16 protein-coding genes are annotated in these 21,730 nt (G+C 70.7%); 13 read left to right on the top strand and 3 right to left on the bottom strand.

What is annotated here, in order from left to right; genetic code table 11:
* Positions 1-28 precede the first annotated feature (28 nt).
* From QE428_RS03285 to QE428_RS03265, 5 genes are read left to right on the top strand one after another with little or no spacing between them, the layout of a single operon-like run.
* Positions 29-700: a GntR family transcriptional regulator gene (locus QE428_RS03285; protein WP_307462992.1), complete on the top strand. Its 672-nt coding sequence runs from the start codon at positions 29-31 to the stop codon at positions 698-700.
* Entirely contained in the window at positions 697-2,223 is a 1,527-nt protein-coding gene (locus tag QE428_RS03280) for an MmgE/PrpD family protein (RefSeq protein ID WP_307462989.1), read from the top strand. The genes QE428_RS03285 and QE428_RS03280 overlap by 4 nt, the downstream gene beginning before the upstream one ends.
* Positions 2,223-3,122, top strand: coding sequence for a methylisocitrate lyase (gene prpB / locus QE428_RS03275; protein ID WP_307462986.1), 900 nt, complete (start codon positions 2,223-2,225; stop codon positions 3,120-3,122). Before QE428_RS03280 ends, prpB begins: the two co-directional genes overlap by 1 nt.
* A gap of 22 nt (positions 3,123-3,144) precedes the next feature.
* A complete protein-coding gene (locus QE428_RS03270) occupies positions 3,145-4,335 on the top strand; it encodes a bifunctional 2-methylcitrate synthase/citrate synthase (RefSeq protein WP_307462984.1) in 1,191 nt (396 codons plus the stop codon).
* Positions 4,332-5,519, top strand: a complete 1,188-nt coding sequence (locus QE428_RS03265) for a thiolase family protein (RefSeq protein WP_307462981.1) — start codon at positions 4,332-4,334, stop codon at positions 5,517-5,519. The genes QE428_RS03270 and QE428_RS03265 overlap by 4 nt, the downstream gene beginning before the upstream one ends.
* A gap of 67 nt (positions 5,520-5,586) precedes the next feature.
* On the opposite strand, the gene QE428_RS03260 is transcribed toward QE428_RS03265, so the two are convergent.
* Positions 5,587-9,354: a choice-of-anchor I family protein gene (locus QE428_RS03260; protein WP_307462978.1), complete on the bottom strand. Its 3,768-nt coding sequence runs from the start codon at positions 9,352-9,354 to the stop codon at positions 5,587-5,589.
* A 143-nt stretch (positions 9,355-9,497) separates the two neighbouring features.
* Between QE428_RS03260 and QE428_RS03255 the strand changes: the two genes are divergently transcribed.
* On the top strand, positions 9,498-10,274 hold the full coding sequence (locus QE428_RS03255; protein ID WP_133399206.1) for an enoyl-CoA hydratase-related protein: 777 nt from the start codon (positions 9,498-9,500) through the stop codon (positions 10,272-10,274).
* The gene (locus tag QE428_RS03250) at positions 10,271-10,675 is read left to right on the top strand and encodes a RidA family protein (RefSeq protein WP_307462975.1); all 405 of its coding nucleotides are present in this window, start codon (positions 10,271-10,273) and stop codon (positions 10,673-10,675) included. Before QE428_RS03255 ends, QE428_RS03250 begins: the two co-directional genes overlap by 4 nt.
* Before the next feature lie 286 nt (positions 10,676-10,961).
* On the opposite strand, the gene QE428_RS03245 is transcribed toward QE428_RS03250, so the two are convergent.
* A complete protein-coding gene (locus tag QE428_RS03245) occupies positions 10,962-12,278 on the bottom strand; it encodes an HNH endonuclease signature motif containing protein (protein WP_307462972.1) in 1,317 nt (438 codons plus the stop codon).
* Between the two features lie 300 nt (positions 12,279-12,578).
* Here QE428_RS03245 and QE428_RS03240 point away from each other — a divergent pair, with 300 nt between their 5' ends.
* From QE428_RS03240 to QE428_RS03225, 4 genes are read left to right on the top strand one after another with little or no spacing between them, the layout of a single operon-like run.
* Positions 12,579-12,956 carry a hypothetical protein gene (locus QE428_RS03240; RefSeq protein ID WP_307462970.1) on the top strand — a complete coding sequence of 126 codons (378 nt, stop codon included), beginning with the start codon at positions 12,579-12,581 and terminating at the stop codon, positions 12,954-12,956.
* Positions 12,957-12,977: 21 nt separating this feature from the next.
* Entirely contained in the window at positions 12,978-13,754 is a 777-nt protein-coding gene (locus tag QE428_RS03235) for an electron transfer flavoprotein subunit beta/FixA family protein (protein ID WP_307462968.1), read from the top strand.
* 17 nt (positions 13,755-13,771) lie between these two features.
* Positions 13,772-14,761 carry an electron transfer flavoprotein subunit alpha/FixB family protein gene (locus tag QE428_RS03230; RefSeq protein WP_307462965.1) on the top strand — a complete coding sequence of 330 codons (990 nt, stop codon included), beginning with the start codon at positions 13,772-13,774 and terminating at the stop codon, positions 14,759-14,761.
* A 6-nt stretch (positions 14,762-14,767) separates the two neighbouring features.
* The gene (locus tag QE428_RS03225; protein ID WP_307462962.1) at positions 14,768-16,549 is read left to right on the top strand and encodes a cytochrome b/b6 domain-containing protein; all 1,782 of its coding nucleotides are present in this window, start codon (positions 14,768-14,770) and stop codon (positions 16,547-16,549) included.
* Between the two features lie 97 nt (positions 16,550-16,646).
* On the opposite strand, the gene QE428_RS03220 is transcribed toward QE428_RS03225, so the two are convergent.
* Positions 16,647-17,156 (bottom strand): GNAT family N-acetyltransferase, encoded by a 510-nt coding sequence (locus QE428_RS03220; protein WP_091356916.1) that lies wholly within the window; start codon positions 17,154-17,156, stop codon positions 16,647-16,649.
* Positions 17,157-17,288: 132 nt separating this feature from the next.
* Here QE428_RS03220 and QE428_RS03215 point away from each other — a divergent pair, with 132 nt between their 5' ends.
* Both QE428_RS03215 and QE428_RS03210 read left to right on the top strand, forming a co-directional pair.
* Positions 17,289-17,849, top strand: a complete 561-nt coding sequence (locus QE428_RS03215; RefSeq protein WP_091356913.1) for a thioesterase family protein — start codon at positions 17,289-17,291, stop codon at positions 17,847-17,849.
* 44 nt (positions 17,850-17,893) lie between these two features.
* Positions 17,894-21,616, top strand: coding sequence for a bifunctional proline dehydrogenase/L-glutamate gamma-semialdehyde dehydrogenase (locus QE428_RS03210; RefSeq protein WP_307462958.1), 3,723 nt, complete (start codon positions 17,894-17,896; stop codon positions 21,614-21,616).
* The last annotated feature ends 114 nt before the right edge of the window (positions 21,617-21,730 follow it).

Genomic DNA, 21,730 nt, shown 5'->3' with positions numbered 1-21,730 from the left:
ATGGGCATCTTGTGCATACACTGGCGTCATGACCGATGCTCCCGCGCGGTACGCCGGCGTGCGCGCGTACGAGACGCTCCTGGGCGAGATCCAGGACGGGACGTTGCGCCCCGGCACCGTGCTGGGCGAGGTCGAGCAGGCCACCCGGCTAGGCGTGAGCCGGACGCCGCTCCGGGAGGCGCTTCGGCGTCTCGCCGCCGACGGACTCGTCGAGCAGGCCTCCCCGCGGGTGACCGTCGTCACCCGCATCGACGCCGACGACATCCGGGCTCTCTTCGCCGTGCGCCGGGCGCTCGAGGAGACCGCGGCCCGGCTGGCGGCCCAGTCCGGTGATCGATCGATCTTCGCTGGACTCGCCGAGGACTTCGCCGCGACGCAGACGTCGGGCGGACCGGCATCCGATGCCGACGCGTACTACGCGCTCATCGCGCGTTTCGATGCGGAGCTCGACGCGGCGGTCGACAACGACTACCTGACCTCGGCCCTCCGCACCGTCAGGACGCACCTCGTACGCGTCCGCCGGCTCGCTCGCGACAATCCCGAGCGTCTCGCGGCATCCGTCGCCGAGCACCGCCTCATCGCGAGCGCGATCGCCGCGGGCGATGTCGACCTCGCCGCGCATGCGACGCACGTCCACCTGCACAACGCCCTGACCTCGATCCAGGGCTCCCTGTCCGACACCCCGGAGGAAACGACATGACCGTCACCCATCACGTCCGCGTCTACCGCAGCGACGAGCCGCTGCCCCGCGAGGAGCAGCTCGCCTACAAGATCGCGCAGGTCGCCGTCGATCCGGTCGCCGTCGAGGACGACGTCGTCGACATGATCGTCAACCGCATCATCGACAACGCGGCGGTGGCCGCCGCATCCCTCACCCGTCGTCCCGTCAGCGCGGCACGTTCGCAGGCGCTGTCGCACCCGGTGTCGGCGAACGGCCACGGCGGGACCGTCTTCGGCGTCGACAACGAGACCCGCACGAGCCCGGAGTGGGCGGCGTGGGCCAACGGCGTCGCCGTCCGCGAGCTCGACTACCACGACACGTTCCTCGCAGCGGAGTACTCGCACCCGGGCGACAACATCCCCGCGATCCTCGCGGTCGCGCAGCACGTCGGCGCCGACGGCGCGGCCCTAGTCCGCGGGCTCGCGACCGGCTACGAGATCCAGGTCGACCTCGTCCGGGCCATCAGCCTGCACAAGCACAAGATCGACCACGTCGCGCACCTCGGCCCGTCTGCGGCTGCCGGTATCGGTACCCTGCTCGGGCTCGATGTGGACACGATCTACCAGGCCGTCGGCCAGGCGCTCCACACCACCACCGCGACGCGTCAGTCGCGTAAGGGCGAGATCTCGACGTGGAAGGCGCACGCCCCCGCCTTCGCCGGGAAGATGGCCGTCGAGGCGGTCGACCGGGCGATGCGCGGCGAGACCTCGCCGTCCCCCATCTACGAGGGGGAGGACGGCGTGATCGCCTGGCTTCTCGACGGCAAGGACGCCGCGTACGACGTGCCGCTGCCCGCAGCCGGCGAGCCGAAGCGCGGCATCCTCGACACGTACACGAAGGAGCACTCGGCCGAGTACCAGGCGCAGGCGTGGATCGACCTGGCCCGCAAGCTCGGCACCGAGCGACCCGAGCTGCGCGACCCGGCGAACGTCGCGTCGGTCGTCCTGCACACGAGCCACCACACGCACTACGTGATCGGCTCGGGTGCCGGGGATCCGCAGAAATACGACCCCACGGCATCCCGCGAGACCCTCGACCACTCGATTCCGTACATCTTCGCGGTCGCGCTGCAGGACGGCGGCTGGCACCACGTCGACTCGTACACGCCCGAGCGCGCCGGTCGGCCCGACACCGTCGAGCTGTGGCACAAGGTGACGACCGCCGAGGATGCCGAGTGGACGCGGCGCTACCACTCCGAGGACCCCGACGAGAAGGCGTTCGGCGGCCGCGTGGAGATCACGCTGACGGACGGCACGATTGTCGCCGACGAGATCGCCGTCGCCGACGCGCACCCCCTCGGCGCCCGCCCGTTCGCGCGCGCGGACTACGTCCGCAAGTTCCGACTGCTCGCCGAGCCCGTGCTCGAGCCCGCCGAGATCGAGCGATTCCTCGAGCTCGTCCAGCGCCTGCCCGAGCTGACAGCCGACGAGGTGCGGCAGCTCGACATCGTCGCGGCCCCCGGTGTGCTCGAGGCCGCCCCGGCCCCGAAGGGACTCTTCTGATGCTGTACGCGCAGACCCCGGCGCACGAGAAGCGCCGCCTGTTCCGGGAGCGGCTCGCGACGGGGGAGCTGCTGCGCTTTCCCGGGGCGTTCAACCCGCTGTCGGCCCGCCTCATCGAGCGGAAGGGGTTCGAGGGCGTCTACATCTCGGGCGCCGTGCTCTCGGCCGATCTCGGGCTCCCCGACATCGGACTGACGACGCTCACCGAGGTCGCCGCGCGCGGCCAGCAGATCGCCCGCACGACGGAACTCCCCGCGATCATCGACGCCGACACCGGCTTCGGCGAGCCCATGAACGTGGCCCGCACGATCCAGACCCTCGAGGACGCCGGGATCGCAGGCGCCCACATCGAGGACCAGGTGAACCCCAAGCGCTGCGGCCACCTCGACGGCAAGGAGGTCGTCGACGAGGGCACGGCCCTGGGGCGCATCCGCGCCGCGGTCGACGCGCGTCGCGATCCGAACTTCCTCGTGATGGCGCGCACCGACATCCGAGCCGTCGAGGGACTGGATGCCGCGACCGACCGTGCGCGCAAACTGGTCGACGCCGGGGCCGATGCGATCTTCCCCGAGGCGATGCGGACGCTCGAAGAGTTCGCCGCGGTGCGGGCGGCGGTGGACGTGCCGATCCTCGCGAACATGACCGAGTTCGGGAAGAGCGATCTGTTCACCGTCGACCAACTGCGGGACGTCGGGGTGAACATCGTGATCTGGCCGGTATCGCTCCTGAGGATCGCTATGGGCGCGGCCGAGCGCGCGCTCGATACGCTGATCGACGAGGGGCACCTCACGTCCCGCCTCGGCGAGATGCAGCACCGCGCCGACCTGTACGACCTCATCGACTACGAGTCGTACAACCACTTCGACACGAACGTCTTCACCTTCCGCATCGACCGCTGACGGTCGACGAACAGGAGCGAACATGAGCGACCCCGACATCAAGAAGGGCCTCGCCGGCGTCTACGCCGACACGACCTCGATCAGCAAGGTCAACCCCGAGACGAACTCGCTGCTGTACCGCGGGTACCCCGTGCAGGAGCTCGCGGCGACGCAGCCGTTCGAGGCGGTCGCCTACCTGCTGTGGCACGGCGAGCTGCCCACGGACGACCAGCTCGCCGAGCTGCAGGCGGTCGAGCGGGCGAACCGCGCGCTACCCGACGACATCCGCTCCTTCATCGACGCGATGCCGACGTCGGCGCACCCGATGGACGAGGCGCGGACCGTCGTCAGTCTGCTCGGCGCGTTCGAGACGGCGGGCATCGCGAACGTGCTGGACGCCGCGGGGACGCCGGCGGAGAACCTGGACCGCAGCATCCGCCTGTTCGCGATCCTCCCCGCCGTCGTCGCGTACGGCCAACGCCGTCGCCGGGGCGAGGAGATCGTCGAGCCGCGCGAAGACCTCGGCTACGCCGCGAACTTCCTCTGGATGACCTTCGGCGAGGAGCCCGACGAGGCCGTCGTCGACGCGTTCAACCGCTCGATGGTCCTGTACGCCGAGCACTCGTTCAACGCGTCGACCTTCACCGCCCGCGTGATCGCGTCGACCCTCAGCGACCTGTACTCGTCGGTCGTCGGCGCGATCGGTGCACTGAAGGGACCGCTCCACGGCGGCGCCAACGAGGCCGTCATGCACATCTTCGACGAGATCGGCTCAGCCGACGCCGTCGTCTCGTGGCTCGACGAGGCCCTCGCCGCCAAGCGCAAGATCATGGGCTTCGGGCATCGCGTCTACAAGCGCGGTGACTCGCGCGTGCCGACGATGAAGGCGGCGCTCGACACGCTCGTCGCGCACTACGACCGGCCCGACGTCGCCGAGTTGTACGAGACGCTCGAGTCCGAGTTCGTCTCGCGCAAGGGCATCTACCCGAACCTCGACTACCCGTCGGGTCCCGCGTACAGCCTGATGGGCTTCGACACGCTGACCTTCACGCCGCTGTTCATCGCCGCCCGCATCACCGGGTGGACGGCGCACATCATGGAGCAGCAGGCATCCAACGCCCTCATCCGGCCCCTCTCGGCGTACGGCGGCGAGGACGAACGTCACATCGAGGGCTACGTCCCGGATGCCGCCGAGGTCGAGGCCCTCGAACGGCCCGAGGAAGCCGCGGGATGACCTCCGCAGAGCGCATCGCCATCGTCGCCGGTGCGCGCACTCCCGTCGGCCGGTTCGACGGTGCGTTCCGCGGCACACCCGCGCACGAGCTCGGCGCGCAGGCGGTGTCCGCGGCGCTCCAACGGTCGACGGTCGACGCCGCGCGCGTCGGCGAGGTCGTGATCGGGACGATCGGGCAGGTCGCCGGTGACGCCTACATCGCGCGGCGCATCGCGCTCGCGGCAGGTCTCGCGGACGACACCCCCGCTTTCACGGTGAACCGGCTGTGCGGTTCGGGGCTGCAATCGATCTGGTCGGCCGCGCAGGAACTGCGCTGGGGTGGCATCGACGTGGCCGTGGCCGGCGGCGCCGAGAACATGACGCGCATGCCGTTCTACGACATGGACGCTCGCTCCGGCGCGACGCTCGGGCACCGCCAGTTGCTCGACGGCACGCTCGCGATGCTGACCGACCCGTTCAGCGGGCGGCACATGGGGACGACCGCCGAGACCGTCGCGGAGCGGTTCGGGGTGACGCGCGCCGAGCAGGATGCCTACGCCCTCGAGTCGCAGCGACGAGCGTCGACGGATGCCGCCCGCGCCGCGTTCGCGGAGGAGACCGCCGTCACGACGACCACCGATCGGCGGCCCGTCGAAGTGTCCCTCGATGAGCACCCGCGCCCCGACACGACGCTGGACGCGCTCGGCCGGCTGCGGCCCGCCTTCACCCCCGACGGCACCGTGACGGCAGGCAACGCCTCGGGCATCAACGACGGTGCCGCGGCGACCGTGCTGATGCGGGAGTCCGATGTGCGGGCCGAGGGGCTGCCTGCGCTCGCGACGATCGAGGCGGTCACCACAGCGGCCCTGGATCCCGCCATCATGGGGTACGCGCCGACGATCGCGCTCCGCAAGCTCTTCGCGCAGACGGGGCTGACCCCCGCCGACGTGTCGACGGTCGAACTCAACGAGGCGTTCGCGTCGCAGGTGATCGCCGTCATGCGCGACACGGCACTCGACCCGGAGCGGACGAACCCCTACGGCGGGGCGATCGCGCTCGGCCATCCCGTCGGCGCCACCGGCACGATCCTCACCGTCCGTGCGGCGCTGACGCTGCAGCGCACCGGCAGTGAGTTCGCGATCGTCACGATGTGCATCGGCGGAGGCCAGGCGCTCGCCGCGCTGTTGCGACGCTGGGACGCCTGACCGCGGCATCCGCCCGACGGCGACGGCCCCCCACCCGGAGGTGAGGGGCCGTCGCTGCGTCAGCCGGTCAGGCCAGCTGGCGACGTCGACGCATCAGCACCGCGCCGAGCACCAGCAGCACGCCCGCACCCCCGACGAGCGCGATGAGCGGAGCGGGATCGCCGCCGGCGTTCGCGAGGCTCCCCGCCAGCACGACGGTGATCGGGACGCGGATGTCCCGTTCGCCGTCGGTGCTCAGGACCAGGGTGTGGGCGCCGGTCTCGAGGTCGCCCGGAACGGCGACGGTGAAGGCGAGGCGACCGTCGGCATCCGCTGCCGGGATGCCGGTGATGACCATCGGCTCGCTGAACAGCGTCGCGCCGATCTGCTGCCCGGCGGTCAGGCCCGACACCGACACGCGGAACGACCCGCCCTGCTCGACCCGCGTCGTGCTCAGGGTGACGGTCGCCCAGGCCCCGGTGTCGCCGGGCTCGGTCGGTTCGCCGGGCTCTCCGGGTTCGGTGGGTTCGCTGGGTTCGCTCGGCTCGCCGGGTTCGGTCGGTTCGCCGGGCTCGCCGGGCTCGCCGGGTTCAGTGGGTTCGGTGGGTTCGGTGACTTCGACGGCTCGGCCGAGGGGCGCCGGGTCGACGACGTCGCGGGACGCGAAGTACTCCACCGTGGCGGCGAGGTCGGCCTGGCCGGTGTCGGTGCGGACGGTGCCCTCGGCGAAGGCCGCGAACCCGTCGCCGCCGGCGGCCAGGAACGAGTTCGTGACGACGGTGAAGACGTCGGCCGCGGCGATCTCCTCACCCTTGAACGTCATCGACGTGACCTCGCCTGAGCGTCCGACGCTCTCACCCGGGAGGGGCGTCGCTTCGGTGTATTCGTAAGAGAAGCCCTCCGAGACGCCCAGGTGCAGCTTCGGGCGCTCGCCCGTCGCCTTCCACTGCTGCTCCAGGATCGCCTTGATCTGCGCGCCGGTCAGGGGCACGGTGACCAGGGTGTTCGCGAACGGCTGCACGTCGGCGACCTCGCGGTAGCTGACGATGCCGTCCTCGCCCTTCAGCAGGTCCGCACGCAGGCCGCCCGGGTTCATGAGAGCGATCTGCGCCGGCGTCCCGCTGTAGGCCTCGTTCGAGGCGGCCCACAGGTAGACGTCCGCGACGGTGTTGCCGAGCGTCGATTCAACGCCGCGGTCCGAGCCCTTCACACCGCCCCGCAGGATGTCGCCGCTGATGCGACCGACCTCCTTCGACCCTTCGACCTCGGCGTACGCGGTGGCGTCGGCCACGATCTTCGCGACGGCGGCATCCGGAGCGTAGCCCCCCTCGAGGAGCTTCTCGGTCGTGCCCGCGATCGACAGCAGCTCCTTGGTGGAACGGTCGACCTCGAGCGACAGACGGCCCATCGCGGTGCCGTACTCGGCAGCCTGGATGACCGGACGGGTCTCGCCGCCCGGCGCCGCGACCTCGCATGCGTATGTCTGGTGCGTGTGCGCCGAGACGATCGCGTCGATGTCCGGGGACGCACCGCGGACGAGCTTCCCGAAGTCGGACGGGTCGGATGCCACGACGCCGCAGTCGTTCGATGTCGCCGTACCCGAGTGGGTGAGCAGCACCGTGACGTCGGCGAGGTCGCCGTCGGTGATCTTCTTCGCGACGCGGTTCGCGGCGGTCAGCTGGTCGCCGAAGGTGATGCCGGCGATGCCGTTGGGGCTCACCATCGTCGCGGTGTCGGTGGTGACAGTGCCGATGAACGCCACGCGCACGCCGTCGACCGTCTTCACGGTGTACTCGCGGAGGGCGGGGGTCGTCGTGCCCTTCTCATAGACGTTCGCGCCGAGGGCGAAGTCCTCGCTCCCGTAGGACGGGATGACGCGGTCGGTGATGTCGTCGAAGCCGCGGTCGAACTCGTGGTTTCCGACCGCCGAGACGTCGAGCCCGGCAGCGACCAGCGAGTCGATGGTCGGCTCGTCGTCCTGGATGAAGGACGTGAACGTCGACGCGCCGATGTTGTCGCCGGCCGAGACGACCAGCGTGTTGGGGTTCTTCGCCTCGGCGGCATCCACAGCACCGGCGAGGACGGCGGCGCCGACCTGGTTCGCAGAGCTGTCCTTGCCCGCTTCGATGCGTCCATGGAAGTCGTTGATCGTCAGGATGTCGATGTCGATCGGGTCGAGGGCGTCCTCGATGGCGAACAGGGTGGTCGTCCCCGAGACCTCGTTGCCGACCGCGAGCATCGGGGTGCCGCTGGGTGACTGGTCGGCGGGGATGAAGGTGACCCCCTCGGGTCCCAGGTCGCCGGCCGTGGCGAGGTCGCCGCCGTCGTCGACGGACTGCGAGAAGTCGCGGTTGTTGACGTAGGTGACGAACGTGGGGGATGCCGGGTCGCTGATGTCGTACGCCGCGATACCGCCGACGCGCTCGAAGCCGACGAACGCGTAGGTGCGCCCGCTCAGCTCGCCGATCGTGACGCTCTCGGGCTCAGGCCCCTTGTCGTCGCTGCGGCCCTCGAGGTTCGACTCGGAGTGGTTGGAGTTGAAGAACTCGGGCGCAGCGGCCGCGGTGACCTCTTCGAAGCTCGACCCGGAGTCCCAGACGAGCTCACCGTCGGTCGTCCAGATCGCGAACGAGCGGCCGCCGAAGGAGTAGAGCTCCTCGTAGCAGCCGCGGTCGGCGTCGAGGCCGTTCTCGATCGTGACGTTCAGGCGGCCGAGGTCGGCGTTGCCGAGCTTGCCGGCGACCGGGCTGTCGGCGCAGACGGGGGCGAGGTCCTTGGAGCCGAGGTCCTTGGCGCGGACGGCTTCGGCGTACTCATTCCACTCGCGGGCGTCGCCCTCGTTCGCGGTCACGAGATAGGTGGTGCCGCCGGCGGTGTAGGAGTCGATGGCGTCGGGCTGGTACATGCCCTTGAGACCCTCGTAGGTGCGGAGGGCGACCTTGTCGTCGCGGTCGCTCGGGTCGAGAGCGTTCTTCGCGAGGCCGTGGTCCTTGAAGCCGAGGGCGTGGATGTCCGTGACGGTAGCCGAGGCGAGATCGACCGTCGCGATGGCGTTCGCCTCCTGCAGGGTCGCGTACGCGACGCCGCCCACGACGGTGATGTACTCGGGCTCGAGGTTGCGGCTGACCGGGTGGTCGTCGCCGTGCGGGGTCGGACCGAAGACGCGGACGTCGGGGTCGAGGGCCCCGTCGGCCTCGTAGGCGTGGAAGTCCGCGGTGCGGACGGCGCTCTGCGACGGGGCGGTCTTCGAGGTCGGCAGTGCGACGACGCCGATCGATCCCTCGGGGTCCGAGCTGAAGTCGTCGGCAGGCTCGCCCTCGTTCGCGACGACCGCGTACGCGCCGTCGGGCGAGACGGTGACCATGTCGGGCAGGGAGCCGACCTGCACGGAGCCGAGGGTCGCGGCCGCGGGGGAGGCGGCATCCGCGTCGAAGAAGACGAGGTGGCCGGGGGCGGTCTTGTCGGAGGCCTCGATGGCGGCGATGCCGAGGCCGTCCTCGCGGATCGCGACCGAGTTCGCGACGCCGTCGGAGGCGAGCGAGAAGAGCTTCTTCGGTGCGGCGGGGTCGGACGCGTCGAGCACGTCGATGACGCCTGCCTGGGCGTTGACGACGAACAGGCGGTCCTTGTAGGCGGCGACGATCTCTGCTGCCGACGCGTCGAAGACGCCGGTCTCGTACGAGCCGACGGGCGTCAGCGTGAGGGCGGCGTCCGGAGCGGAGCGGGTGATCGGGTCGGGCACGACGGCGGCTGTCGCTGTCGAGGCGGCGGTGACGGTGAGTGTGCAGGCGACGGTGGTGACGACACCCAGCGCGAAGGCGCGCCGGACGGTGCTGCGGAAGGCGTGCGAAGGCATCGGATTCCTCGTGATCGGGGTGGTGCGCGACGTGCGCACCTCTGTCCTATCGACGCCGGGTGTCCGGGGTGCGCTGCCCGGTGGACGGCGGGTGAACGGGGAGGGTACGTCGCGTTCCGGCATCCGTCTGCGAGCATGTGGGCATGACGGATTACGCGACCATCCTCACCGAGACGCGCGGACGCGTCGGGTGGATCACCCTCAACCGGCCCGAGGCGCTGAACGCCCTGAATGCGCAGGTCATGCACGATGTCGTGGATGCCGCGGAGGCCTTCGACGCCGATGCCGGGATCGGCGCGATCGTCGTGACGGGCAGTGAGCGGGCGTTCGCGGCGGGGGCGGACATCAAGGAGATGGAGGCGCTCAGCGGCAGCGAGATGCTGCTCGCGAACCACTTCGGCGAGTGGTCGCGGTTCGCCGCGGTGCGGACGCCGACGGTCGCTGCGGTGGCGGGCTACGCGCTGGGCGGCGGGTGCGAACTGGCGATGATGTGCGACATCATCCTCGCGGCGGAGACTGCGCGGTTCGGGCAGCCCGAGATCGGTCTCGGGGTGATCCCGGGGCTCGGCGGAACGCAGCGGCTGGTGCGTGCAATCGGCTCGTTCAAGGCCGCGGAGCTCGTGCTGACGGGTCGGCAGCTTGCGGCGGACGAGGCCGAGCGTGCCGGGCTGGTCTCGCGCGTCGTCCCCGCGGCGGAGCTTCTGGAGGACGCGCAGCGCACGGCGGAAACGATCGCGGCGAAGCCGTTGCCGGCGCTGTACGCGGCGACGGCGGCGCTCGACGTCGCGGAGGAATCGACGCTCGCCGAAGGGTTGCGCTTCGAGCGGCATGCGTTCGCGGGGCTGTTCGACACCGCGGACCAGAAGGAGGGCATGGCCGCCTTCCGCGAGAAGCGGACGCCGGAGTTCCGTCACCGATGAGCGCCGTGCGTCTGGTGCGGTCCGGCGGTCTCGCCGCGGCGCCGTACGCCTACGCGTCGCGCGTCGAGGCCGGTGCGGAACTGGTCTTCCTCGCCGGAGCGTGCCCGCTGGCCGACGACGGCTCGACGGTCGCGGTCGGCGACGTCGCGGGGCAGGCGCAGCGGTGCGTCGAGACGATGCTGGTGGCATTGGATGCCGCGGGTGCTGCGCTCACTGACGTCGCCTCGACGAGGGTGCTGGTGGCCTCCGCGGACCGGAGGGATCTCGTCGCGGCCTGGGATGTCGTGCGCGCGGCCTTCGGCGACCACGACGTGCCGAGCACGCTGATCGGCGTAGCCGCGCTCGGGTATCCGGACCAGCTCGTGGAGATCGAGGCCGTCGCGGCGGTGCGGCGCGGGTAGGCGAGGTGTGGCCGCGTGGCCGGGGCGAACGGTCGGCTACTGCTGTGGTTCGGGCGGGTGCGGGCGTGGGGCGTGGGGCGTGGGGCGTGAGCGTTGGGGTGCAGCGCCGAGCCGCGGATCGGTCAGGCTCGTGCGTCAGCAGGCGCACGGCCCAGGTTCGTGCGTTATCAGGCGTACCGCTCAGGCTCGGGCGTCAGCAGGCGCACCGCTCAGGCTCGGGCTGATCTGGCGGGTGCGGGGCGCGTCGAGCCAGGACCGGTCTCGGATCGCGCAGTTCGGCGTCGGCTCAGAAGGGTGCGGGGTCGCCGGGGTGTGCTGCGGCAGGGGTGAAGGCGACGGCCGGTGTGGGTGCGTCTTCTCTGTAGGTCCTGCCGAGGGGTGAGGTCCATTCGAGGACACCACCCTGGAGTTGTCGCACCCGCCAGGCGGTGAACTGTTTCATCGAGTGGTGCCGTTGGCACAGGTGGGCGAGGTTCGTGAGTTCTGTCTTGCCGCCGAGGGCGTGGTCGTGGGTGTGGTCGATCTCGCACCGGATGGCCGCGACCCGGCATCCGGGGAACCGGCAGTGTTGGTCGCGGGCTTGCAGGAACCGTCGCATCGCGGACGGAACCCGGTACGAGTCGGTCGAGACGGTGACCCCGGTGGTGGGGTCGTGGAACAGGCGCTCCCAGACGTGCGTCGCCCCGGCGAGCGTGCGGGCGGTGTCCGGGTCGATGGGGGACCGGCCGGTCAGGTCGCACGGCCCATCATCGGCACCGGTGAGCGTCGCCGCGGGAACGAGGACTTGAACCCGGGCGCGGATCGCGCCGAGCGGCCCGGCGCTCGTGTCACATGTGTCGTCCAATGCCGGGGTACCTGCGAGGAGGAGGTCGGCGAACACGTCGGCGCGAACCTGGTCGGTCGAGCGTGCGTCGGTCGCGACGACCTCGGAGCCGATCGCACGCTCGCCCCGGGTGTCGATGATCGCCCGCGCCTGTTGAGTGAGCCGGTCGTGGATCCCCTCGGCGATCACCGTCGGCAACGTCGCGATCAGGTCGCTCATCCCATCCCGCCCCGGCATCAGTCGCACGCACCGACCGGCGGCTGCTTCTTCGTGTCGTTCCGCGAACGTCCGTGGGTGCATCCGGTGCGCGAGGATCTCGAGCTCACCCCGGACTCGGTTCGGCGTCTCGCGTTCGCAACGTTCGATCGCGACCTTCTCGAACTCCGCCCACATCTCCCCGGGGAGGTTCAGCCCGGCGTCGACGATCGCTTTCACGTGGCCCTGCACGATCCGCCCGGCCTCCCACGCGGTCACCGCAGCGGGGAATCCCTCGATGATCGTCCGGGCCTCCCCGATCCGCCGTTGCACGGCCCGGTCGGTCAGTCGCATCACCCCGGCGACCTCGGCAGAGATAGACCGCAGCACCATGTCGTGCACCTGGACTCTCGCGTTCCGGGGTGCGCTCTGCTCGTCCGCCAATCGCCCGGCAGCGGCCAGGGCGCGCAGCTCACGAATCTTCGCGCGGGCGAACTCGACCCCGATGTCTTCGACGTCCGCGACGATGCCCGCGATGGCAGCAAGATACGTCTCACCATCGGGGATTTCCATCGGTTCCGTCATGCCTGCACTCTCGCACCAACTACCGACATTCAGACCCCGAAAAATCACCGAAACCACCCGTTATCAACAACGCCCAGAATGAGAAATCACTCATCTTTCCCGATCGCGCTGAGTGACGCACGACCGCCGTGAGGACTTCTCCACAACTCGACCACCGAGTTCGCAAGCCGCCATGGTCATCCACAGCACCGCGCTCGTCAGGCGCGGGTCCCTATCGTCGGGCACGTAAAAGCTCCGGTCCTCGTCCCGCGATTCGCGACGTTCCCCCTGTTCGGTCTCCTTGCTGGCGTCGCGCTGGGCGTGCGAGAGGTCTGGGCTTGGGCTCCAGGGGAGTTCCCGACGCTCCTCGTTATCGCCTTCATGCCGTTCACCGTCTTCGCGGGCTTATGGACGGCAACCTTGCTCTGGGCTCTCGTCGAGCTGGTGATGATCGCCCGATATCGCGCGCCGCGGGGCGCGCCTGTCGTGGCGATCCTCGTGGGCAGCGCTCTCGGTGCGGGCTTTGCTCTGATCGCCGATGCGGCATACTCGCACCCGATGATGCGGGCATCCCTCGTCAGCCTCGCCGTCGCCGGGTCGACCATCGTGACTCTCGCGATCCGCAGCCGTCCGACGTCACTTGCGCCGCCGGGGCCCGTCCCAGACACCGGCACCCTCGTGCCCGACCGTAGACTCTGAGGCGATGCCGAGGAGGAGTCAATGAAGATCGTCGTCCTGCTGAAAGAAGTGCCGGACACCTGGGGTGAGCGCACGCTCGACCTTGAGACGGGGCTCGCCGCGCGTGACGCGTCCGAGCGCGTCCTCGATGAGATCGGTGAGCGCGCGCTCGAAGCCGCCTTGACGTACTCCGAGGCCAACGACGGCACCGAGGTCGTCGTCATGACGATGGCGTCGGATGCAGCGACCGCCTCCCTCCGCAAGGGCCTCGCGATGGGGGCTCACTCCGCCGTCCAGGTCACTGACGACGCCCTCCGTGGCGCCGACCTCGGCGTCACCGCCCGCGTTCTCGCTGCGGCGCTCCGCCGCACCGGCTTCGACCTCGTGATCACCGGCAACCTCTCCACCGACGGCGCGGGCGGCGTCCTCCCCGCCATGCTCGCCGAGCATCTCGGCGTCCCGCAGGCCACCGCTCTGTCGGCCGTCGAGATCACGGCCGACGCCGTCAGCGGCACGCGTGCGACGGACTTCGGCACCGCGTCGCTCACCGCGCCGCTCCCCGCCGTCATCTCGATCACCGAAGCACTGCCCGACGCCCGCTTCGCCAACTTCAAGGGCATCATGGCGGCGAAGAAGAAGCCGTTCGAGGTGCTGTCGCTCGCCGATCTCGACGTCGACGTCGACCCGGCATCCGCCCCGCAGTCGATCATGACCGCGGTCGCGCAGAAGCCGCCGCGTCAGGCGGGCATGAAGATCGTCGACGAGGGGGATGCCGGTGAGAAGCTCGCCGCATTCCTCGTCGAGAACCGGCTGGCGTGAGACTTGAGGAGAACATCGTGACCGACTTCGCCCCTGACGCCGTCCTCATCTGGCTCGACGTGACACCTGCCGGGGAACTGGCCGCCTCCGCCGCCGGTCTCATCGGCGCCGGCGCCTCGATCGGCACCCCTGTCGTCCTCGTCGTCGCCGACGAATCCCGGCACGCCGATCTCGCCCGCGCCGCCGGATCCCTCGGAGCGGCGACGGTCCTGACCGCCGGCCTCGGCGGTGCCGACTCAGCCCTCACTGTGCCGGTCGTCGACGCGGTGGCTGCGGCATCCGCTCTCGTGCAGCCTGACGCCGTCCTCGTCTCGAACTCCATCGAGGGCCGGGATGTGGCCGGCCGGTTCGCCGCCCGCACCTCGGCCGCGCTGTGCGTCGACGCCGTCGGCGTCTCGCGCGACGACGACGGCGTCCTCGCTCAGCACTCCGTCTACGGCGGCGCCTACAACGTCACCGCGGGAGCCACCTTCGGCCCTCTCGTCGTGACCATCCGTCAGGGTGCCGTCGACGCGCGTGCGGAGGCCGTCGACGCACCGGCGGTCGTCGCGCTGCAGGTCGGGGCATCAGGAGCGCCCGCTGCCACCATCACGGGTTTCGACGAGGCGGTCGCCGTCTCGAGCCGCCCCGAACTCCGCGGGGCGGCGAAGGTCGTCTCGGGCGGACGCGGACTGGGTTCCGCAGATCAATTCGCCCTGGTCGAGCAGCTTGCCGACGTCCTCGGCGCAGCGGTCGGTGCCTCCCGCGCCGCGGTGGACGCCGGTTACGTGCCGTACTCCTATCAGGTCGGTCAGACCGGCGTCTCGGTGTCGCCGCAGCTGTATGTCGCCCTCGGCATCTCGGGCGCCATCCAGCACAAGGCGGGCATGCAGACGGCGAAAACGATCGTCGCAGTGAACAAAGATGGAGAGGCACCGATCTTCGACATCGCCGATTTCGGTGTCGTCGGAGACCTGTTCACCGTCGTGCCGCAGCTGATCGCGGCCCTCGAGGCGGGAAAGAAGTAGGAGCGGATGGCGACATACGCGCGTTCCGTGCGCCGGGGGCTTCCGCGCGCGACCGGCGGCGACCCCTGGCCGCCCGCGACGGAGGTGTCGGCGTCGGTCGCCGACGCAGCCACGGCCCCGGCCGCCGACGTGGCCGCGGAGACGCCGACCGCTGATGTGGTGACGCCGCGCACCGAGTCCGCGACGACACCGCCGGCCAAGTCTGCGCCGCCGGCTCCAGCCTCGGGGGCGGCAGGGGATGCCGCGTCCCCGCACCCCGCCGCGTCTCCCGCTACCGCGACACGACGCGGACTCCCGCGCACCCCCGGCAGCGAGCCCTGGCCTCCCGCATCCACCGGCCCGTCGCCGGCCGAAGGCGCGGCACCGGCGGAGCATCGCCCGGCGCCGGAAGCTGCGCCCCCCGCATCCACGGCGGCATCCGCGCCCCGCCCTACCGACGACTCGGGGGCGGCGCCCCCCGAGAGCGCCCCCGTCGCCGCGTCCATCCCCGCGGCCGGCGCGGTCCGCCGAGGCCTCCCGCGCGCCGCCGGCGAGGACGCCTGGCCCCCCGCCGAGACCACGCCCGCACCGCGCGCCGCGCCCCCATCCCGCGAGACTGCACGTGGCGACCGAGACAGCGATCTCGCGCCGCAGTCTCGGCGCGAGCGTGCAGTCTCGGCGTCTTCGGAGCCGGAGTCCGCGCCCAAACCCGCCGCCCCGACCCCCGCGCCCGAACCCGCCGCCCCGACCCCCGCGCCCGCCGCCCCGACCGCGCCCGCGCCCCCCACCCCCGCGGCCCCCGATACCCCGCGCGCTCCGCTCGCGGAGCGCCCGCTGGCGCACGCCGGCGTCGCTCGGCGCCCGGTCCAGAAGCCCGATCCCGCGCGCATCGGCCCGTTCACGAAGACGCAGTGGGTCGGCGTGGTGGTCCTCGGCGGCGGGGCCGTCCTCTACGTCGCGGCGATGGCGGTCCTCGCCGTCCGCTGGGTCCTCAGTCTCGAACCGCTACAGGACTTCCTCGCGACCTACCCGGGCGAATACCACCTGCCCGAGGGGGCGCCCGTCGGGTTCCCCGCGTGGCTGAACTGGTCGCACTTCCTCAACGCGTTCTTCATCGTGCTGATCATTCGCACCGGGTTGCAGGTCAGATCGGAGAAGCGCCCCGCGGCTTTCTGGATCTCGAAGAAGGACCGCAAACGCCGGATGAGTCTGACGCTCTGGCTTCACCAGGCCCTCGACGTCCTGTGGCTCGCGAACGGTCTGATCTTCGTCGTGCTGCTGTTCGTGACCGGCCAGTGGATGCGGGTGATCCCGACCTCGTGGGAGGTGTTCCCCAACGCGCTGTCGGCGGCCCTGCAGTACGTCTCCCTCGACTGGCCGACCGAGAACGGCTGGGTGAACTACAACGCTCTCCAGCAGCTCGCCTACTTCGCCACGATCTTCATCGCCGCCCCGCTCGCCGCGATCACCGGCTACCGCATGAGCGCCGTGTGGCCCAAGCAGGCGACGACACTGAACAGGCTCTACCCCGTCGAGTGGGCGCGCAAGCTGCACTTCCCGACGATGCTCTACTTCGTCCTGTTCATCGTCGTACACGTCGCCCTCGTGCTGTCGACCGGAGCCCTCCGGAACCTCGGCCACATGTACGCGGCGACCGGATCCACCGATCCCGAGGCGTACGCCGACAACTGGACCGGCTTCTGGCTCTTCGCGCTCTCGATCGCCGTCACCGTCGCGGCGTACGTCGCGATGCGTCCGCTCGTCGTCGCCCCGATCGCGCGGCTGTTCGGCGAGGTCAAGAGTCGCTGATCCGGCCGAAGACCCGTCACGCGCACACCCCGCCACAAAGTCCGACGGCGCGGCATCCGAGACGGGATGCCGCGCCGTCGAGTCTCGCGCTCGTGCGTCAGCGCACGAAGCGGACTTCCGTCAGCGTTTCGCCGAGGAAGGGTTCGGTGTGGCTCGCCCCGTCGAGGGTGAACCCGTTGCGGGTGTAGAACCGGTGGGCGCGGGGGTTGTCTTCGGCGACCCAGAGGTAGAGCTCGCTGTCGGCCTCGGGGACGACGGCGTCGAACAGGCGCTGGCCGATGCCGGTGCCGTGCCAGGCATCGAGCAGATAGATGAAGTACAGCTCGCGGTTGCGCGGCGCATCGCGGTCGCGGGCGGGGCCCGATCCGGCGAACCCCACGATCTCGCCGTTCACGAGGGCCGCGACCATGTTGAAGTCGGGTCCCTGCTGAGCCCAATGGGTCCAGAGTTCCGCGAGTCGGCGGGCCGAGACGTTCTCGAGGGCGGCCTTGCTGATGAGGTGGTCGTAGGTCTCGTGCCAGCACGTCGCGTGCACTCGGCCGAGGGCCTCTGCGTCCACGTCGCGAACGGGACGGACGACGGTGTCGGTCTGCAGTTCGGGCTCCATGGCCAGACTCTACGCACGGCCCGTCGGATCGTGAAATCGACAGTGACCGGGCCGTATATGCCGCGCCACGACTGTCGGTAAGTGACAACGGATGCCGCATTGTGCGCGTGTACATGGCTAGGCTCACCGCTCGTGAACGTATGGTGGCGGACCCTGCTGACCTTGATGCGCGCCCGGGTGATGTACCGCCGGCGCGGACCCATCCCGCCCGACGCCGTCGGACGTATCCGGCTGCGGACCCTGCCGACCGACATCGACCTGCTCGGCCACATGAACAACGGCCGGTACGCGTCGCTGTTCGATCTCGGCCGATTCGATCTCCTGACCCGCACCGGCATCTGGCAGACCATGAACGAGCGCGGCTGGTACGGTGTCGTCGCGAGCGAGACGGTCACCTTCCGGAAGTCCCTCCAGCTGTGGCAACGGTTCACCGTGGAGACCCGCATCATCGGCCACGACGACAAGGCGGTCTACCAGATGCACCGCGCGGTCGTGAAGGGCGAGGTCTACGCCGAGATGATCCTGCGCGTCCGGTTCCTCCGCCGCACCGGCGGGATCGTGCCCCTGGAAGAGCTCTTCGACGCCCTGCACCGGCCTGACACCCTGCCCCCGATCCCGCAGTGGATCCAGGACTGGGCCGCGGCATCCGCTCTGCCCTCCACTCGCGCGGAGGCGCCGAGCATCTGGCCCTAGCGTGTCCCGCCTCGACGGCGGGAGGCGCGCTTAGGCTGAGCCTCATGTCGGACACGTCTGTCGCGCCACAAGCGCCCACCTCCGACCTCGCCGAGCGGGCCATCGCCCTCGCAGAGCGCTGGGTCGCCGAATCCGCCGAGGTCGCCGTCGACCCCGCCGCAGAGCGTCTCGCGGGGGTGTTGAAGGACCCGAACGGCCTGCCGTTCACCCTCGGCTTCGTCGACGGGGTCATGCGGCCCGAGTCCCTCACGGCCGCGGCATCCAATCTGCAGCGCGTCGCGCCGCTCGCCCCCTCCTTCCTGCCCTGGTATCTGCGCGCCGCCGTCCACGCGGGTGGTGCCGTCGCGCCCCTGCTGCCGTCGCCGGTCGTCCCCATCGCCCGGCGCGTGCTGCGCGAGATGGTCGGGCACCTCATCGTCGACGCTCGACCCGACAAGCTCGGACCGGCGCTGCAGACCCTGCGGGAGTCGGGCGCTCGCCTGAACCTCAACCTCCTCGGCGAGGCCGTCCTGGGCGAGTCCGAAGCCCTCCGCCGGCTCGAGGGCATCCACGAGCTCGTGCGGCGCGACGACGTCGACTACGTGTCGGTGAAGGTCTCGGCGATCGCCAGCCACCTCTCGATGTGGGCGTTCGACGAGATCGTCGAGCGCGTCGTCGAGCGCCTGCGTCCGCTCTACCTGTCGGCGGCGGAGGATGGCACGTTCCTCAACCTCGACATGGAGGAGTACCGCGACCTCGACCTGACGATGGCCGTGTTCATGCGCGTGCTCGACGACCCGCGGCTGCGGGACCTCGAAGCGGGCATCGTGCTGCAGGCGTACCTGCCTGACGCCCTCCCCGCCCTCAAGACCCTGACAGCATGGGCGCGCGAGCGCGTCGCTGCGGGAGGCGCTCGCATCAAGATCCGCCTCGTGAAGGGCGCGAACCTCGCGATGGAGCACGTCGACGCCGTCATGCACGACTGGCCGAGCGCGCCGTACGACACCAAGCTCGACACCGACGCGAACTACGTGCGCTGCCTCGACGAGGCGCTCCAGCCGGAGAACACCGGGGCCGTCCGCATCGGGGTTGCGGGCCACAACCTCTTTCACATCGCGTACGCCTGGCTGCTCGCCGGCCAGCGCGGGGTGCAGCGCGACGTCGAGGTCGAGATGCTCCTCGGCATGGCCCAGGGCCAGGTGCAGGCGGTCGCGCGCGAGATCGGGCACGTCCTGCTGTACGTGCCCGTCGTCCGCCCCGACGAGTTCGACGTCGCGATCAGCTACCTCGTCCGCCGCCTGGAGGAGAATGCGTCCAGCGAGAACTTCCTGTCGGCCGCGTTCGATCTGGCGTTCGACCGCGCCATGTTCGTCCGCGAGCGCGACCGGTTCACGGCATCGGTCGCACGCGCGGCGGAGCGCACGCTGACCACGGGACCCCGGCGTCACCAGGACCGCGCCGCGACGCCCGACGAGGGTGACACGGCGATGACGACGGATGCCGCCCCCTCAGCCGATCTCGACGACGCTGCGCTGACGCAGGTCGTCCTCGGCATCGCGGGTCGTGGCTCCGCCGCCGTCGACCCCGACGAGACGCGCCCGGCCGAGCTTCCGGGCCGACCGTCGCTGTTCGGCGGGGACGCCTTCGTCGAGACCGCCGTCTTCTCCTCGCGCGAAACGGTCGTCTCGGCGGGTGCCCCCGGGTTCCGCAACACGGCCGACACAGACCCCGCCCTGCCCGCGAACCGCACGTGGGCGCGATCGATCCTGAGCCGGGTCGCCGCCTCGACGGCGGGGGATGCCGCGATCGCCGCGGCCCGCATCGGCACCGAGTCCGAGCTCGAGGCGACTCTTGGGCGTGTGACATCGGCCGCTGACGCGTGGGGCTCGATGCCCGCCGCCGACCGTGCCGGAGTGCTGCTGCGCGCGGCGCGCGCGCTCGAGGCCCGCCGCGGCGAGCTGATCGAGGTGGCGGCATCCGAGACCGGCAAGACCTTGGCCGAAGCGGACGTCGAGGTGAGCGAAGCGGTCGACTTCGCTCGCTACTACGCGGCGACGGCGCGCGAACTCGACAGTGTGAGCGGGGCGGTCTTCGTGCCGTCGCGTGTGACGGTGGTCACCCCGCCGTGGAACTTCCCCGTCGCGATCCCCGCGGGCGGAGCGCTCGCCGCGCTCGCCGCCGGTTCGGGCGTGGTCTTCAAGCCCGCGCCGCAGGCACGGCGCTGCGCGGCGGTCGTCGCCGAAGCGATCTGGGAAGCCCTCGACGATGCCGGCATCAGCCGCGAGATCCTCGCACTGGTCGACCTCGACGAGGGCGACCTCGGTACGCAGCTCATCACGCACCCCGCGGTCGACCGGGTGATCCTCACCGGGTCGTTCGAGACCGCGGCGCTGTTCCGCTCCTGGCGGCCGGATCTCGCGCTGCAGGCGGAGACGAGCGGCAAGAACGCCATGATCGTGATGCCGTCGGCGGACCTCGACCTCGCGGCATCCGATCTCGTCCGCTCGGCGTTCGGCCACGCGGGGCAGAAGTGCTCGGCCGCCTCGCTCGCGATCCTCGTCGGGCCTGTCGCGCGGTCGCAGCGTTTCTCGCGGCAGCTGGTGGATGCCGCGACCTCCCTGCGCGTGGGGTCGCCGGACGATCCGCTGACCGAGATCGGCCCGCTCGTCGAGGCGCCGTCCGGCAAGCTCGAGTGGGCTCTCACGACCCTCGACGAGGACGAGGCGTGGCTCGTCGAGCCGCGTGAGCTGGCCGACGAGCGCTACCCCGGGCGACTGTGGACCCCCGGCATCCGCACCGGCGTGAAGCCGGGCTCACGCGTGCATCTGGAGGAGTTCTTCGGTCCGGTCCTCGGCGTCATGCACGCCCGTTCGCTCGAGCACGCGATCGAGCTGCAGAACGCCGTCGACTACGGCCTGACCGCGGGGCTCTACACGCAGAACCCCGACGACCTGGCGCTCTGGCTCGACCGTGTCGAAGCCGGCAATCTCTACGTCAACCGCGGGACGACGGGGGCGATCGTCCAGCGTCAGCCCTTCGGCGGCTGGAAGCGGTCGTCGGTCGGCGGGGGAGCGAAGGCCGGCGGACCGAACCACCTCATCGGCCTCGGCTCGTGGCGTCCCACCGCGGGTGCCGCGACGTCGTCGACCCTGCATCTGAAGGGTCTGGACTCCTCGATCACGGACGTCATCGAGGCTGCGCAGCCCGCGCTCGGCTACGAAGCGTTCGAATGGCTGCGCCGCGGCGCGCTGTCGGATGCCGTCGCGTGGAATCGAATCTTCGGCAAGGTCGTCGACGTGTCGCACCTGGGTGTGGAGCGGAATCTGTTCCGGTACCGTCCCGCGACCGCCGAGATCCGGTCGACGACGGATGCCGCGCCTCAGTCGCTCATCCGTGCGATCATCGCGGCCGTGCGCGCCGGGTCGGCGTTCACCGTCAGCACCCCGGCGGGGCTTCCCGCCACGGTGCGCTCCGCGCTCACGGCGCTCGACGTTCCGGTGTTCGTCGAATCCGATGACCAGTGGTTCGCGCGGATGTCGGGACCTGGTAGCGAGGATGCCCCGGCGCGCGCCGATCGCGTGCGCCTCGTCGGGCCGCCGGCGCAGGTGCGGGAGGTCCGGACCGCCCTCGTGGCCGCGATCGACGGTGACCCCGATCTCGCGGTCTACGCCGATGAGGTGACGCAGGCGGGACGCATCGAACTGCTTCCGTTCCTGCGCGAACAGGCGATCTCGATCACGGCGCACCGCTTCGGCAACCCCGATCACTGGAGCGAAGCCGTCATCTGACCGAGCGTTGGTAGGCCGATCCAGCTGGATTAATCGATCCGCAGAAGAAAACAACTTATCTTTCTGGCGCTGACCGATGCCGGCTTGTTTGAATGATCTAGCGCTTCTGGGGAG

Origin of the sequence: Microbacterium sp. SORGH_AS_0505 (assembly GCF_030818715.1) — a bacterium.
Classification (GTDB): Bacteria; Actinomycetota; Actinomycetes; order Actinomycetales; family Microbacteriaceae; genus Microbacterium.
The sequence above is the reverse complement of the archived record's forward strand: the minus strand, read 5'-3'. Positions and strand labels throughout refer to the sequence as shown.